Origin of the sequence: Pseudomonas sp. BIGb0381 (genome assembly GCF_024809815.1) — a bacterium.
In the GTDB taxonomy this organism is placed as follows: Bacteria; Pseudomonadota; Gammaproteobacteria; order Pseudomonadales; family Pseudomonadaceae; genus Aquipseudomonas.
On record NZ_JANUEN010000007.1, the window covers coordinates 88,002 to 103,633 of the forward strand.

Consider the following 15,632-nt stretch of genomic DNA (forward strand, 5'->3'; position numbering starts at 1 on the left):
CGCGGATTATCCTCGGATCGCCCAGAAGGCCAGGTTCAAGCCCGGGAACTGCCCGGCGATGTGGAAGGCAAAACCACCGGAATTGCTCAACTGTTGCCAGTGCTCGCTGCCCCGATCCAGCTCGTAGTAGGTCGAGCCTGCGTGGTACGGCAATTGGCGCGGCGCCACCGGCAACGGTACCAGGCCGATACCCGGCAGTTGCAGGTTGACCATGTCGCGGATGTGCTCCACCGCGCCGACCTTGCTCTGCTGGCCGAAGCGCGCACGCAAGGTTTCGCCGGGCACGTCGGCGCGTACCACCAGGATGAAGCTGGCGCTGTCGAGCAGGGTCTTGTCCGCCAGCATCGCCACGTGGATGCCATAGGCTTTTTCCACAATGGGAATCGGCGTGGCCTTGCTGTCGATCAGCATCGACAGCGCCTCACGCAACGCAGCCATCACCGGCGCGAAACTCAGGGCCAGGTCGTCGTGCTGGTATTGCGGGTATTCCTGGGGACGACGGCCCGAGGTGGAGAAAGTCGAGAACTCACCGGCCAGGCTGACCAGTTCGCTGAAGAAGCGCTCCGGGTGCAGCGGGCTCAACTGGCTGAAATGCTGGATCAACGGCTGGGCGCGGTTGACCAGTTGCAGCAGCATGAAGTCGGCGATCTCCGACGCTCCCCCCGCACCCGAGGCAACCACGCGACCGGCCAGGGCTTCGCCGCGCTGGTGCAACAGGCCCAGCAGTTCGCTGCGAAACGCGCTCAGCGGTTTGCTGGCGGCCACGTCCAGCACGGGTGGGATGTAGCTGTCGTCGAGGACCAGCGCACGGTCGGCGCGCTTTTCCTTGATGCGCACCAGGCCCACGGCGGCGTAGTCACTGATGCCATCCTGGGCAGTCAGCAAGCGCAGGGCCCGGGACCCCACGGCCACCGGCGCGCGGTTTTCGAACGGGGCGTTGTCATCGCGCACTTCGCGCACCTGGCTCACGTAACGCGCGGCTTCCAGGGCTTCGCCTTCATCCACGGTGTCGCGGGCACCCGCACGCTTGAGGGGCAAGGCCAGGTAGACCAGGCCATCGCGCAGGTTGTCGTCGATGTTCAGCGGGCTGGGCGCCAGGTCATCCTGGGGGATATTGAACGGCGTGCCGTCGGGCAACAGGCCGCGCGCCGAGACAATGGCCAGCTTGCCCTGGGCCAACAGGCCCTGGTCGATCAGCAACTCGGAGAACCCCCAGGCGCCGGCGGACAACGGGCGGCTGCGGGCGTCGATCAGGTTTTCCAGGTAACGGTCATGCTGCTGGAAGTGCTGCGTTCCGATGAACATGCCTTCCGACCAGACCACGCGATTGTTCCAGGACATGGGGGCTCCGATTGCTTCTTATTGGGCAGGGCTGGATGGGGTGACCACGACGTCGGCGCGCACGGCACGTACATCGAGGCTGATCTGGTATTCGGTGTATTGGCGCGCCGGCACGTTGATCACCGTGCGCCATTGCGCGCGGTCCAGCTCGCGATAACCCACCAGCAAGCCGATCTGGCGTGTGGAGGGGTCGAGGTCGCGCTGGATGCTCAGTTGCTGGCCGGGTTGCACCATGACTTCGTCCTGGTCCAGCAGGTCCAGGCCGAGGGTCGATTGCGCACGGTCGGCCAGGGCGAAGTAATCGGAGCGGGCGAAGGTGGCGGCGTTCTTCAGTTCGAAAATGCGCACCCGCACCGGGGCGGCCTGGCCGTTGGCGCCGGGGTTAAGCCCGGCAATGGCGTGGAAATGCAACTCGACGGCGGCGGTGTCCGCTTCAGCCTCAGCGGCTGCTTCGGGTTTGGCCGCGTCCTTGCTACACGCGGTCAGCAGCAGCGCGGTGGCGGCTGCGAGTAAAAACCTGGGAATCATCCTGCGTCCTCAATGACGTACTGAGCTATCCGTTAATCCATGTGTTGCGTGTCAACGGCGCTGTCGTGCGCTGTGTTCTTCATAGGCCCGGCTGAATTCGCGGCCGAACAGGTCCTGGAAATCTTCCTGGGCCTCGCGGGAAATATTGCTGTAAAGCTCGGTGAACTGCTGCCAGTACTGGGCCTGGCGCGAGCCGGCGAACAGGTTCGACAGCCCGCCGGGCTTGCCCATGCGCTCTTCCAGTTGTGCCGGTTCAAAGCGCGTGAGCAGGTGCTTGATCGCCGCTTCCACGCCGGCCATCACCGCCAGCTGGTGGGCACGCAGATCATCAAAACTGTCGCGCACGGCGAGGTCCGGTGCCATAAACGCCTGGTTGCCGTGGCGAAGCAAAAGCAGTAACGCTTCGTCGGCATTCGGTGCGAATTTCAACGGATTGTTTTCAGCAGGCTGGATCATCGTCTGCTGCATGCGGAACTCACCCTTGAGGCTGGCGCGGGCACGCAACACGTCGATCAGGCCTTCGACCATCAGGCGATAGCTGCGGCCGATGTTTTCCATTTGCGCCTCAGCCTGGGCCTTGTCCAGGCGTAACTGGTCCAGGCCGGCACCGCGCAGGAAGGCTTGCAAGAGGTCGGGTTGTTGGCTGTCTGCCACGGGGAGCGCTGGCTCGACCACGGGTGGCGGCTGGATGATCGGTACGGGTGCAGGGGCAGGTGGCGTTGGCATTGGCGGCGCACTAGCCATCGGCGCCGGCGTGTCGCCAAACAGGTCCCAGTCTTCGGGAATCACCGAGCCCGGGACCACTGGTTTCTCAACCACGGGCACCGCCACTGGCGTGGGCGGGCGGAAGTCGTGTTGTTCGCTGGGAACGTGGTCAGCCACAGTGGGCGGCGGCACGGCGGTGGGGCTGAGGAAGTCGAACAGGTCCGGCAGCGTGTCCATCGACGAAGCGCCTTGGAACTGCGGAGCGATCACCGGCGTTGGCGCGGGTTTGCTCGCCACGGCCCCCATCAGGGCTTCAAAACTGTTCGGTGACTCACCGGCGAATGGCTGGCTGTCGACAGCCTGCATGTTGAAGTCGATACGCGCCTGGATCTCGTAATCGCCGATGCGGATCAGCTCACCGTCTTGCAAGGGTTCGCTGTTACCTCGACGCATACGAATACCGGCGTTAACCAACTCCACACCATTTGTACTGTTATCGGTTAAATAATAACGGCCATCTTTGTATTGAATAACGCAGTGTTGCGAAGAAACCAACCGCTCAGGATCAGGCAATACCCAGTCATTATCCGAGCTGCGGCCGATAGCCATCGAGCCCTGATTCATGGACTTTTCCGAGCACTGCCCGGGGGTAATCTTGTGATAACTAGTGATAGTCAAACACAGCGACATCTTGCCTCCTTGCTGATACTTCGCGCGCAGTCGACCCCAGGGACAACGATTCCCGGGAGATCCCCATCGGGTCGTGTAATCGACCGTCCAAAACCTGCTGATGCCAGCATGATCGCTGATCTTAACTGGGCTCCATGACAAAAATCCTATACCGGTGCGCCGTTCGACCCACCAGTCGCACAGGTTGTTAAGCACCGCACATCTGTCACAGAGAGCGAATAGCTTACCTTGACAAGGCATAAGTACTACACCAAAAATGCACAACTTCTTGAATACCAGTGATGGCGCATTAGTGGCATCTTGCCTATATGACCAAGAAAACATGCAAAGTTCCTTGCGCAACTAATGCATGCATTGCCCGTTATCTAACGGGCTGATAGGGAGATCAATTTCAGTGGATGTGCCGTTGCTGCTCACCGCCGTTTCCGCAACTTCGCCCTGTGGCGAAGACATGGAATATGACGCGGATTTTCTCCAACTGGAGCGTGATGCCAAGGGCCAACCCGAGCGCAGCATGGGCGATTCGATCCTGCCCGCCGAGCCGCCGGAATGGCGCGGCATCCAGCAGCAGAGCCTCGATTTGCTGCAGCGCAGCAAAGACCTGCGCATCACCCATTTCCTGCTGCAAAGTTCCCTCGCCCTCCAGGGTGTGGCCGGGCTGGCAAACGTCCTTACGCTGATCAACGCGCTGCTGCGCGAATACTGGGCCGACCTGCACCCGCGCCTGGATGCCGACGACGATAACGACCCCACCGTCCGTATCAACGCCCTCTCCGGCCTGACCAGCGATGGGACCATTCGTCTGCTGCGCGAGAGCATTCTCACGCGCTCGCGCACCTTCGGCCCTGTGAGCCTGCGCGCCGCGTTGAATGCCAGCGGCCTGATGAGTTTCCCCGACGAACAGCTCGGCGCCCAGCAGCTCAACGCCGCGTTCCTCGACAGCGACCCCGAACAACTGCAAGCCACCCGCGACGCCTTGAGCACCGCGCGCGCTGCCTGCGAAGCCATCGAACAGCAAGTCAGCGACCAAGTGGGCTCCGCCCAAGGCGTGGACCTGAGCCTGTTGAAGCAACCGCTCAAGCAAGCGCTGCAGGTGCTCAGCCAGTGTGTTCCGAACAGCGATACCAGCAGCGAACCCGAGGCCGTCAGTGACGACAATGCCCCCTCGGTCGACTTCGCCGCTGCCCCCGCCGCACCTCGCCCCACCGGCGACATCACCAACCGTGATGACGTGCTGCGCAGCCTCGACAAGATCCTTGCGTATTACACCCGGCACGAGCCTTCGAGCCCGCTGCCGGTGTTGCTGAACCGGGCCAAGCATCTGGTGCACGCCGACTTCGCGGCCATCGTGCGCAACCTGATTCCCGATGGCATGTCCCAATTTGAAAACCTGCGCGGCCCGGACGGCGAGTAAGCCGCCCGACTGTGCAGTAACAACACCGTCGCTCAAGCGACCAGGAGCAGCAACGTGGCGAAGCAAAGTTCTCAGAAATTCATCGCGCGCAACCGCGCGCCTCGAGTGCAGATCGAGTACGACGTCGAGCTCTACGGCGCCGAGAAAAAGGTCCAGCTGCCCTTCGTGATGGGTGTGATGGCCGACCTCGCCGGCAAGCCTGCCGAGCCTCTGGCACCGGTGGCCGACCGCAAGTTCCTTGAAGTGGACGTCGACAACTTCGACTCGCGCCTCAAGGCCATGCAGCCGCGTGTGGCGTTCCACGTACCCAACGAGCTGACCGGCGAAGGCAACCTGAGCCTGGACATCACCTTCGAAAGCATGGACGACTTCAGCCCGGCCGCCGTGGCCCGCAAGGTCGACTCGCTCAAGCAACTGCTCGAAGCCCGCACCCAACTGGCCAACCTGCTGACCTACATGGACGGCAAGACTGGCGCTGAAGAAATCATCATGAAGGCGATCAAGGACCCGGCACTGCTCCAGGCACTTGCCAGCGCGCCTAAGCCTGCAGGGGACCAGTAATCATGACTGACAATACCGCCCGCGAAGGCGCCCAGAGTCTGGGTGCAACCGAGGAAACCAGCGAGTTCGCATCCTTGTTGATGCAGGAATTCAAGCCCAAGACCGAGCGTGCCCGCGAAGCCGTGGAAACCGCCGTGCGCACCTTGGCCGAACAGGCCCTGGCGCAAACCGACCTGGTGTCCAATGACGCGATCAAGTCGATCGAATCGATCATCGCCGCCATCGACGCCAAGCTCACCGCCCAGGTCAACCAGATCATCCATCACAAGGATTTCCAGCAGCTGGAAAGCGCCTGGCGTGGCCTGCACTACCTGGTCAATAACACCGAGAGCGATGAGCAGCTGAAGATTCGCGTGCTCAACATCTCCAAGCCGGACCTGCACAAGACCCTGAAGAAGTTCAAGGGCACCGCGTGGGACCAGAGCCCGATCTTCAAGAAGATGTACGAAGAAGAGTACGGCCAGTTCGGCGGCGAACCGTATGGTTGCCTGGTGGGCGACTACTACTTCGACCAGTCGCCACCGGACGTGGAACTGCTGGGCGAGCTGTCCAAAGTCTGCGCCGCCATGCACGCCCCATTCATTGCTGCGGCGTCGCCGACCGTGATGGGCATGGGCTCGTGGCAGGAACTGTCGAACCCGCGCGACCTGACCAAGATCTTCACTACCCCGGAATACGCCGGCTGGCGCTCGCTGCGTGAATCGGAAGACTCGCGCTACATCGGCCTGACCATGCCTCGCTTCCTGGCGCGCCTGCCCTATGGCGCCAAGACCGACCCGGTGGAAGCCTTCGCCTTCGAAGAAAACACCGACGGCGCCGACAGCTCCAAGTACACCTGGGCCAACGCGGCCTATGCAATGGCAGTGAACATCAACCGTTCGTTCAAGCACTACGGCTGGTGCTCACGCATCCGTGGCGTGGAATCCGGCGGTGAAGTGGAAAACCTGCCGGCCCACACGTTCCCTACCGATGACGGTGGCGTGGACATGAAGTGCCCGACCGAAATCGCCATCAGCGACCGCCGTGAAGCGGAGCTGGCGAAGAACGGTTTCATGCCGCTGCTGCACAAGAAAAACACCGACTTCGCCGCGTTCATCGGCGCCCAGTCGTTGCAGAAACCGGCCGAATACGATGACCCGGACGCCACCGCCAACGCCAACCTGGCCGCGCGCCTGCCGTACCTGTTCGCCACCTGCCGTTTCGCTCACTACTTGAAGTGCATCGTGCGCGACAAGATCGGCTCCTTCAAAGAAAAGGACGAGATGCAGCGCTGGTTGCAGGACTGGATCCTCAACTACGTCGACGGTGACCCGGCGCACTCCACCGAAACCACCAAGGCCCAGCACCCGTTGGCCGCCGCCGAGGTGATAGTGGAAGACGTCGAAGGCAACCCGGGGTACTACAACTCCAAGTTCTACCTGCGCCCGCACTACCAGCTCGAAGGGCTGACCGTGTCGCTGCGCCTGGTATCGAAGCTGCCTTCGGCTAAAAGCGCCTAACCCACGGATGAGCTGGCTCTTCTGTGGGAGGGGGCTTGCCCCCGATAGCATCACTGGGGTGTGACGACACACCGAGGTGCCTGCATCGGGGCAAGCCCCCTCCCACACAAAAGCACTGCCCATTTGGAGTCACTCAAATTCAGTGGCAAGAGCCACACAGGGAGAAAACATGGCTGTTGATATTTTCATCAAGATCGGCGACATCAAGGGCGAGTCCATGGACAAGGCCCACAAGGACGAAATCGACGTGCTGAACTGGAGCTGGGGCATGGCCCAGTCCGGCAACATGCACGTGGGCGGCGGCGGCGGCGCGGGCAAGGTGAATATCCAGGACCTGTCGCTGACCAAGTACGTCGACAAGGCCTCGCCGAACCTGATGATGCACTGCGCCAGCGGCAAGCACATCGACAAGGTCAAGCTGACCGTGCGCAAGGCCGGTGGTGAAAGCCAGGTCGAGTACATGGTGATCAACCTGGAAGAAGTGCTGGTAACGTCCCTGAGCACCGGCGGTTCGGGCGGCGATGACCGCCTGACTGAAAACGTCACCCTGAACTTCGCCCAGGTGATGGTCGACTACCAGCCGCAGAAAGCCGACGGCACCAAAGACGGCGGCGCGATCAAGTTTGGCTGGAACATCCGTTCCAACACCAAGCGCTGATAGCCCTGGGGCCGTGGCCCTGCGCCACGGCACTACGGTCTCAAGTGCAGCCTTTTGTTCCTCTCGCAACCCGTCCGTGGAGCTGCTTTGGTGGTAACTGAAATCGCTTCCCGCGACCGTCTGCAACCGTCCCTGCTGGACCGGTTGACCGACGACGACCCGACCAATCCCAAGGAAAGCGCCGATAAACGCGTGCTGTCCCTGACCCAATTGAAAGCCTCGGTGCTGCGCGACCTGGCGTGGCTGCTCAATACCACGTCGTTGCTCGATGCCGATGCCACGCTGCACACACAGGCAGGCACCTCGGTGGTCAATTACGGCCTGCCGGCGCTGGCGGGCAACAGCGTTTCCAGCGTCGACATCAAGGCCCTGGAAGCCCTGATCTACCAGGCGATTGCCACCTTTGAACCGCGCATCCTGCGCCATACCCTGCGGGTGAAGGCCCGCGTCGGCCATGGCGAGATGAACCACAACGCCCTGAGTTTCGAGATCGAAGGCGACCTGTGGGCACAGCCGGTGCCCTTGCGCCTATTGCTGCAAACCGACCTGGACCTGGAGTCCGGCCACGTGCGCGTGGTCAACGCCGACCAGCGGAGACGCCCATGAACCCGCGCCTGCTAGAGCTGTACAACCAGGAACTGCACCACGTGCGCGAAAGCGCCGCCGAGTTCGCCAAGGAATACCCGAAGATTGCCAGTCGGCTGACCCTGTCCGGTATGGACTGCGCCGACCCGTACGTCGAACGCCTGCTCGAAGGCTTTGCCTACCTCACCGCCCGCGTGCAGCTCAAACTCGACGCCGAGTACCCGACCTTCACCCACAACCTGCTGGAAATCGCCTACCCGCACTACCTGGCGCCGACGCCGTCGATGACCGTGGTGCAATTGCACACCGACCCCGACGAAGGTTCCCTGGCCAGCGGCTTCCCGCTGCCGCGCGACACCGTGTTGCGCGCCGCCCTGGGCCGCGAAACCCAGACCTGCTGCGAGTACCGCACCGCGCACCCGGTGACGCTGTGGCCGTTGCAGGTCAGCAACGCCGAGTACTTCGGCAACCCCGCAGCCGTGCTCGGGCGCCTGGCCGCCAGTGAGCCGAAAGCCAAGGCCGGCCTGCGCCTGACCCTGCGCACCGGCGCCGAATTGCCGTTCAACAGCCTCGACCTGGACAACCTGCCGCTGTACCTCAGCGGTGCCGACGAGCAGCCGTTCCGCCTCTACGAACAACTACTGGGCAACGCCTGCGCGGTGTTTGCGCGCAAGCCCGGTGGCGATTGGGTTGAGCGCCTGCCGCAGGATGCGCTGCGCTCGCGGGGTTTCGACGACGCCGATGCGGCCATGCCGGTCGTCGCGCGAGCCTTCCAGGGCTATCGCCTGTTGCAGGAATACTTCGCCCTGCCCCACCGCTTCCTGTTCGTCGAATTCGCCGAGCTGAGCCGTGCGGTCAAGCGTTGCGACGGCCAGGAGCTGGAGCTGATCGTGCTGTTCGACCGTCACGAGCCGAGCCTGGAAGGCAGCGTCGGCGCAGCGCAGTTTTTGCCGTTCTGCACCCCGGCGATCAACCTGTTCCCGAAGCGCGTGGACCGCATCCACTTGTCCGATCGGGTCAACGAACACCATGTGATCGCCGACCGCACACGGCCAATGGATTTCGAGATTCACTCGCTGAGCGGCATCACCGGCCACGGCACCGGGCCAGAGCAGCCATTTTTGCCGTTCTACGCGGTACGCGATCCATCCCGTTATGGCCGCGACCAGGCGTACTACACCGTGCGCCGCGAGCCACGGGTGCTGTCCAGCGACCAGCGCCGCAACGGCCCGCGTTCCACCTATGTGGGCAGCGAAACCTTTGTCAGCCTGGTCGACAGCCGCCAGGCGCCGTATCGCCACGACCTGCGCCAACTCGGCGTGACCGCGCTGTGCACCAACCGCGACCTGCCGTTGTTCATGAGCGTGGGCAACGGCAAGACCGACTTCACCCTGGCCGACAGCGCGCCGGTGTTATCCGTGCGTTGCGTCGCCGGGCCAAGCCGCCCACGCGCCAGCCATGCCCATGACGCCAAGGCCTGGCGCCTGATCAGCCAGTTGTCGCTCAACTATTTGTCCCTGAGTGAACAAGGCCAGGGCGCGGCGGCATTGCGCGAACTGCTGCGTCTGTATGGCGACAGCAATGACGCGGCGCTGCAATTGCAGATCGAAGGCTTGCGCGACGTCAGCAGCAAGGCCGTCACCCGGCGCCTGCCGATGCCCGGCCCGATTGTGTTTGGTCGCGGCCTGGAAATTACCTTGGAGTTCGATGAAAACGCGTTTCGCGGCACCGGCGTGTTCCTGCTTGGTGCGGTGCTGGAACGCTTCCTGGCACGCTACGTGTCGATCAACAGTTTTACCGAGACGGTGATCCGTACCACCGAACGCGGCGAGATCATGCGATGGAAAGCCAAGCCCGGGCGTCGTCCGACCCTGTGAGTACGTTGGATGCGATGCATCAGGAGCCCTGGGAATACGATTTCTTCCAGGCGTTGCGGCGTATCGAGTGCGAATCGCCCGAGCTGCCGCGCCTGGGCCATTCCCTGCGTTTGGCGGATGACCCGTTGCGCCTGGGGCAACAGGCCGATTGCACCTTCGCCCCGGCGACCCTGGCCTCGGTCGATCCCGGTGGCGACGGCAAACCGGCACGGCTGGAACAGTTCTTCTTCGGCCTTGGTGGCCCCAACGGTCCGTTGCCGCTGCATATCACCGAGTACGTACGCGAGCGTCAGCGCAACAACGCCGACAGTACCAGCAAGCAGTTCCTGGACGTGTTCCACCACCGTCTGCTGAGCCTGTTTTACCGGGCCTGGGCCGAGGCGCGGCCGACGGTCAGCCACGACCGCCCGGACGATGACTACTGGTCTGCACGCCTCGCCGCCTTGAGTGGACGGGGCATGCCGAGCCTGCTTAACCAGGGGCTGATCCCCGACACGGCGAAGCTGCACTACAGCGGCCACCTGTCGGCGCAAACCCGCTACCCGGACGGTTTAAAAGCGATCCTCGGCGAGTATTTCGGCCTGCCGGTGGAGATCGAAGAATACGTCGGCCAATGGCTGGAACTGCCCGAGCGCAGCCGCGTGGGCGTGAGCGCCAACCAGCTGGGCGTGGACTTCTGCCTGGGCAGCCACGTGTGGGACCGCCAGCATAAATTCCGCATCCGCCTGGGCCCGCTCAAGCTGGACGACTACATGGGCATGCTGCCCGGCAGCCAGCCGTTCAACGAGCTCGTGGCGTGGGTGGCCGAGTACCTGGGCCATGAATTGGACTGGGACTTGAACCTGGTTCTGCAACAACCCGAAGTACCGGCGCTGCAACTCAATGGCCAGTTCCGCCTGGGCTTTAATACCTGGCTCGGCTGCCCTGCGGTTGATGCCAACGACCTAATCCTGGCCCGGCATTACGCCGATCAAGCCACCACCTCAAGGAATCCAGAGCATGGGTGAAATCAGTCGCGCCGCACTGTTCGGCAAACTCAACAGCGTGGCCTACAAGGCCATCGAAGCCGCCACCGTGTTCTGCAAGCTGCGGGGCAACCCGTACGTGGAACTGGCCCACTGGTTTCACCAGTTGCTCCAACTGCAGGACTCGGACCTGCACCGCATCATCCGCCAGTTCAACGTCGAGCCGGCGCGCCTGGCCCGTGACCTCACCGAAGCCCTGGACCGCCTGCCGCGTGGCTCGACGTCGATCACCGACCTGTCGTCCCACGTGGAAGAAGCCGTGGAACGCGGCTGGGTGTACGGCAGCCTGATGTTCGGCGAAAGCCAGGTGCGCACCGGTTACCTGGTGCTGGGCATCCTCAAGACGCCAAGCCTGCGCCATGCGCTGCTGGGGTTGTCTTCGGAATTCGACAAGATCAAGGCCGAAGCCCTGAGCGAGCGTTTTGACGAATACGTCGGCGACTCGCCGGAAAACGCCCTGACTGCCAGCGACGGTTTCAATGCCGGCGCCGTGCCGGGTGAGGCCAGCGGCGCCATGGCACCGAGTGCGATGGGCAAGCAGGAGGCGCTCAAGCGTTTCACCGTCGATCTGACCGAACAAGCGCGCAGCGGCAAGCTCGACCCGATCGTCGGCCGTGACGAAGAGATCCGCCAGTTGGTCGACATCCTCATGCGCCGCCGCCAGAACAACCCGATCCTCACCGGTGAGGCCGGTGTGGGCAAGACCGCCGTGGTCGAAGGTTTCGCCCTGCGCATCGTCGCCGGTGATGTGCCGCCGGCGCTCAAAGACGTGGAACTGCGCAGCCTTGATGTCGGCCTGCTGCAAGCCGGCGCGAGCATGAAAGGCGAGTTCGAACAGCGCCTGCGCCAGGTCATCGAAGACGTCCAGGCCTCGCCCAAGCCGATCATTCTGTTTATCGACGAAGCCCACACCCTGGTGGGTGCCGGTGGCGCTGCCGGTACCGGTGATGCGGCCAACCTGCTCAAACCTGCCCTGGCCCGTGGCACCCTGCGTACCGTGGCCGCGACTACCTGGGCCGAGTACAAAAAGCACATCGAGAAAGACCCGGCCCTGACCCGCCGCTTCCAGGTGGTACAAGTGGCCGAGCCGTCGGAAGACAAAGCGCTGTTGATGATGCGCGGCGTGGCCTCGACCATGGAGAAACACCACCAGGTGCAGATCCTCGACGAAGCCCTGGAAGCGTCGGTGAAGCTGTCCCATCGCTATATCCCGGCGCGCCAGTTGCCGGATAAATCCGTGAGCCTGCTGGACACCGCCTGTGCCCGCGTCGCCATCAGCCTGCACGCGGTGCCGGCCGAAGTGGACGACAGCCGCCGCCGCATCGAAGCCCTGGAAACCGAGCTGCAAATCATCGCCCGCGAGCATGCGATCGGCATTGCCATTGGCGCACGCCAGAGCAACAGCGAAGCCCTGTTAAGCGCCGAGCGTGAGCGCCTGGCGACCCTGGAAAGCCGTTGGGCCGAAGAGAAAACCCTGGTGGATGAATTGCTCGCCACCCGTGCAACCCTGCGCGAAAAGGCCGGGGTTGTGGACAGCGATGCAGGTAACAACGAGAGCGATGAATTGCGTGCGCAACTGGTCGACCTGCAACAACGCCTCACTGCGCTGCAAGGCGAAACCCCGCTGATCCTGCCGACCGTGGATTATCAGGCCGTGGCCTCGGTGGTCGCCGACTGGACCGGTATCCCGGTGGGCCGCATGGCCCGCAACGAACTGGAAACCGTGCTCAACCTCGACCAGCACCTGAAGAAGCGCATCATCGGCCAGGACCACGCCCTGCAGATGATCGCCAAGCGCATCCAGACCTCCCGCGCCGGCCTCGACAACCCGAGCAAGCCGATTGGCGTGTTCATGCTGGCCGGCACCTCCGGCGTGGGCAAGACCGAAACCGCCCTGGCCCTGGCCGAAGCCATGTACGGCGGTGAGCAGAACGTGATCACCATCAACATGAGCGAATTCCAGGAAGCCCACACGGTGTCCACCCTCAAGGGCGCGCCACCGGGCTATATCGGCTACGGCGAAGGCGGCGTGCTGACCGAAGCGGTGCGGCGCAAACCCTACAGCGTGGTGCTGCTGGACGAGGTGGAAAAAGCCCACCCGGACGTGCATGAGATCTTCTTCCAAGTGTTCGACAAGGGCGTGATGGAAGACGGTGAAGGCCGGGTGATCGACTTCAAGAACACCTTGATCCTGCTGACCACCAACGCCGGTACCGAGCTGATTTCCCGGGTCTGCAAAGACCCGGCGAACATTCCCGAGCCGGAAGAAATCGCCAAGGCCCTGCGCCAGCCATTGCTGGAGATCTTCCCTCCCGCCTTGCTCGGCCGCCTGGTGACCATTCCGTACTACCCGCTGAGCGACGAGATGCTCAAGGCGATCACCCGCCTGCAACTCAACCGCATCAAGAAGCGCGTGGAGAATACGCACAAGGTCGCCTTCGACTACGACGACGCGGTGGTCGACCTGATCGTCTCGCGCTGCACCGAGACCGAAAGCGGCGGACGCATGATCGACACCATTCTCACCAACAGCCTGCTGCCGGACATGAGCCGTGAATTCCTCACGCGCATGCTCGAAGGCAAGGCATTGGCGGGTGTGCGTATCAGCAGCCGGGATAATGAGCTGCACTACCAGTTCAACGATTGACCTGAAGAAACACAATCTAAATGTGGGAGGGGGCTTGCCCCCGATGGCGGTGAATCAGTCGCCTGATACATCACCTGACACACTGCTATCGGGGGCAAGCCCCCTCCCACATTTGCAGCCGGTTTCTTCAGCTATTACGCAATTTACGGGTTAACCGATGCTATTCAACCAAGCCTCACGCCTGGCCAAGATCACCAGCCCCCTCGGGCCGGATGTGCTGCTGCTCAATGAAATGGGCGGCGGCGAAGAGCTGGGCCGCCTGTTCAACTATGAGCTGCAACTGACGTCCCTGGACGCCAACATCGACCTCAACCAGTTGCTGGGCAAGCCGATGAGCGTGGGCCTGCAACTGGCGGACGGCGGTGAGCGGCATTTCCACGGCATCGTCGCGCGGTGCAGCCAGAACATCGACCAGGGCCAGTTCGCCAGCTACCAGGTGACGCTGCGCCCCTGGCTGTGGCTGCTGAGCCGTACGTCCGACTGCCGGATTTTCCAGAACCTGAGCATCCCGCAGATCATCAAGCAGGTGTTCCGCGACCTGGGGTTCTCCGACTTCGAAGACGCCCTGAGCCGGCCGTATCGCGAGTGGGAATACTGCGTGCAGTACCGCGAGACCAGCTTCGATTTCGTCAGCCGCTTGATGGAGCAGGAAGGTATCTACTACTTCTTTCGCCATGAACAGGACCGCCATGTGCTGGTGCTGGCCGACGCCTATGGCGCCCACACCACGGTGCCGGGCTATGCGTCGATCCCGTATTACCCCAAGGACGAGCAGCAGCGCGAACGCGACCACATGCACAACTGGCACCTGGCGCAGGAGGTTCAGCCGGGTTCGCTGGAGCTTAACGACTACGACTTCCAGCGCCCCAGCGCCAGCATCGACGTGCGTTCGGCCATGCCGCGCCCGCACACCGCCGGCGACTACCCGCTATACGACTACCCCGGCACCTACGTGCAAAGCGCCGACGGCGAACACTACGCGCGCACCCGCATTGAAGCCCTGCAAACCCTGCATGAGCAGATCGAGTTCAGCGGCAACGCCCGCGGCCTCGGCTCCGGCCATCTGTTCAGCCTCACCGGCTTCAGCCGCCAGGACCAGAACCGCGAATACCTGATCGTCGGCTGCCGCTACTACATCGTTCAGGAAAGCCTGGAAAGCGGTGGTGGCTCAGGCTCGGCGCAGTTCGAAAGCAGCCTGACCTGCATTGACGCCCAGCAAAGCTTCCGCCCGCTCGCCACCACCCACCGGCCCATCGTCAAAGGCCCGCAAACCGCGCTGGTGGTCGGTCCCAAAGGCGAGGAAATCTGGACCGACCAATACGGCCGCGTGAAGGTGCACTTCTACTGGGACCGCCACGACCAATCCAACGAAAACAGCTCGTGCTGGATCCGCGTGTCGCAATCCTGGGCCGGCAAGAACTGGGGCTCGATGCAGATTCCACGGATCGGCCAGGAAGTGATTGTCAGCTTTCTTGAAGGTGATCCGGACCGTCCGATCATTACCGGGCGGGTGTACAACGCCGAGCAGACGGTGCCGTACGACCTGCCGGAAAACGCGACCCAGAGCGGCATGAAGAGCCGTTCGAGCAAGGGCGGCACGCCGGCCAACTTCAATGAAATCCGCATGGAGGACAAGAAGGGGTTGGAGCAGTTGTATATCCATGCCGAGCGTAACCAGGACGTTGTTGTCGAGGTAGACGAAAGTCATTCCGTCGGGCACGACCGCAATAAAAGTATCGGCCATAACGAGACGGTGACCATCGGCAACAACCGCCTGCGCATCGTCAAGCAGGAAGACATCCTCTCGGTGGGCCAGAGAAAGACCGACAGCATCAGCCAGAGCTACGTCATCGAAGTGGGCGAAAACCTGCGCCTGGTCTGCGGCGAAAGCATCCTGGAGTTGAATGCCAGCGGGCAGATCAACCTCACCGGCGTGAACATCAGCTTCTATGCCAGCGGCGATGCCGAGTTCAATACCAAGGGCGTGCTGCACCTCAATAACGGCGGCGGCCCTGGAGCCACGCCCGATGGACAGGGCCAGAAAGCCAGCATCGACGCCAATATCAAAGCCGCGTTCCCCGCGCCGAAAAGCTCCTGACGAG

12 protein-coding genes are annotated in these 15,632 nt (G+C 62.8%); 9 read left to right on the top strand and 3 right to left on the bottom strand.

Annotation, left to right across the window (positions count from 1 at the left end; translation table 11 throughout):
- Positions 1-6: 6 nt before the first annotated feature.
- The 3 genes from tssK to tagH are packed head-to-tail and all read right to left on the bottom strand — an operon-like array spanning position 7 to position 3,264.
- Positions 7-1,341 carry a type VI secretion system baseplate subunit TssK gene (gene tssK, locus M2397_RS19235; protein WP_131697665.1) on the bottom strand — a complete coding sequence of 445 codons (1,335 nt, stop codon included), beginning with the start codon at positions 1,339-1,341 and terminating at the stop codon, positions 7-9.
- 18 nt (positions 1,342-1,359) lie between these two features.
- Positions 1,360-1,869, bottom strand: a complete 510-nt coding sequence (tssJ, locus tag M2397_RS19240) for a type VI secretion system lipoprotein TssJ (RefSeq protein ID WP_131697666.1) — start codon at positions 1,867-1,869, stop codon at positions 1,360-1,362.
- Positions 1,870-1,920: 51 nt separating this feature from the next.
- Complete coding sequence (gene tagH, locus M2397_RS19245) at positions 1,921-3,264, bottom strand: type VI secretion system-associated FHA domain protein TagH (protein WP_259244251.1); 1,344 nt, start codon at positions 3,262-3,264, stop codon at positions 1,921-1,923.
- 394 nt (positions 3,265-3,658) lie between these two features.
- Between tagH and tssA the strand changes: the two genes are divergently transcribed.
- From tssA to M2397_RS19290, 9 genes are all read left to right on the top strand, one after another.
- A complete protein-coding gene (gene tssA / locus M2397_RS19250; protein ID WP_259244252.1) occupies positions 3,659-4,678 on the top strand; it encodes a type VI secretion system protein TssA in 1,020 nt (339 codons plus the stop codon).
- A 54-nt stretch (positions 4,679-4,732) separates the two neighbouring features.
- Positions 4,733-5,239, top strand: a complete 507-nt coding sequence (gene tssB / locus M2397_RS19255; protein ID WP_017135823.1) for a type VI secretion system contractile sheath small subunit — start codon at positions 4,733-4,735, stop codon at positions 5,237-5,239.
- A 2-nt stretch (positions 5,240-5,241) separates the two neighbouring features.
- On the top strand, positions 5,242-6,738 hold the full coding sequence (gene tssC / locus M2397_RS19260) for a type VI secretion system contractile sheath large subunit (protein ID WP_053127606.1): 1,497 nt from the start codon (positions 5,242-5,244) through the stop codon (positions 6,736-6,738).
- Positions 6,739-6,907: 169 nt separating this feature from the next.
- On the top strand, positions 6,908-7,396 hold the full coding sequence (locus tag M2397_RS19265) for a type VI secretion system tube protein Hcp (RefSeq protein ID WP_015886558.1): 489 nt from the start codon (positions 6,908-6,910) through the stop codon (positions 7,394-7,396).
- Positions 7,397-7,486: 90 nt separating this feature from the next.
- A complete protein-coding gene (gene tssE, locus M2397_RS19270; RefSeq protein WP_027608263.1) occupies positions 7,487-8,002 on the top strand; it encodes a type VI secretion system baseplate subunit TssE in 516 nt (171 codons plus the stop codon).
- Positions 7,999-9,858, top strand: coding sequence for a type VI secretion system baseplate subunit TssF (tssF, locus tag M2397_RS19275; protein WP_065937972.1), 1,860 nt, complete (start codon positions 7,999-8,001; stop codon positions 9,856-9,858). The genes tssE and tssF overlap by 4 nt, the downstream gene beginning before the upstream one ends.
- Positions 9,822-10,865 (top strand): type VI secretion system baseplate subunit TssG, encoded by a 1,044-nt coding sequence (gene tssG / locus M2397_RS19280; protein ID WP_053127603.1) that lies wholly within the window; start codon positions 9,822-9,824, stop codon positions 10,863-10,865. Before tssF ends, tssG begins: the two co-directional genes overlap by 37 nt.
- Positions 10,858-13,530, top strand: coding sequence for a type VI secretion system ATPase TssH (gene tssH, locus M2397_RS19285; protein ID WP_259244254.1), 2,673 nt, complete (start codon positions 10,858-10,860; stop codon positions 13,528-13,530). The genes tssG and tssH overlap by 8 nt, the downstream gene beginning before the upstream one ends.
- Before the next feature lie 157 nt (positions 13,531-13,687).
- Positions 13,688-15,628, top strand: coding sequence for a type VI secretion system Vgr family protein (locus M2397_RS19290; RefSeq protein ID WP_131697671.1), 1,941 nt, complete (start codon positions 13,688-13,690; stop codon positions 15,626-15,628).
- The last annotated feature ends 4 nt before the right edge of the window (positions 15,629-15,632 follow it).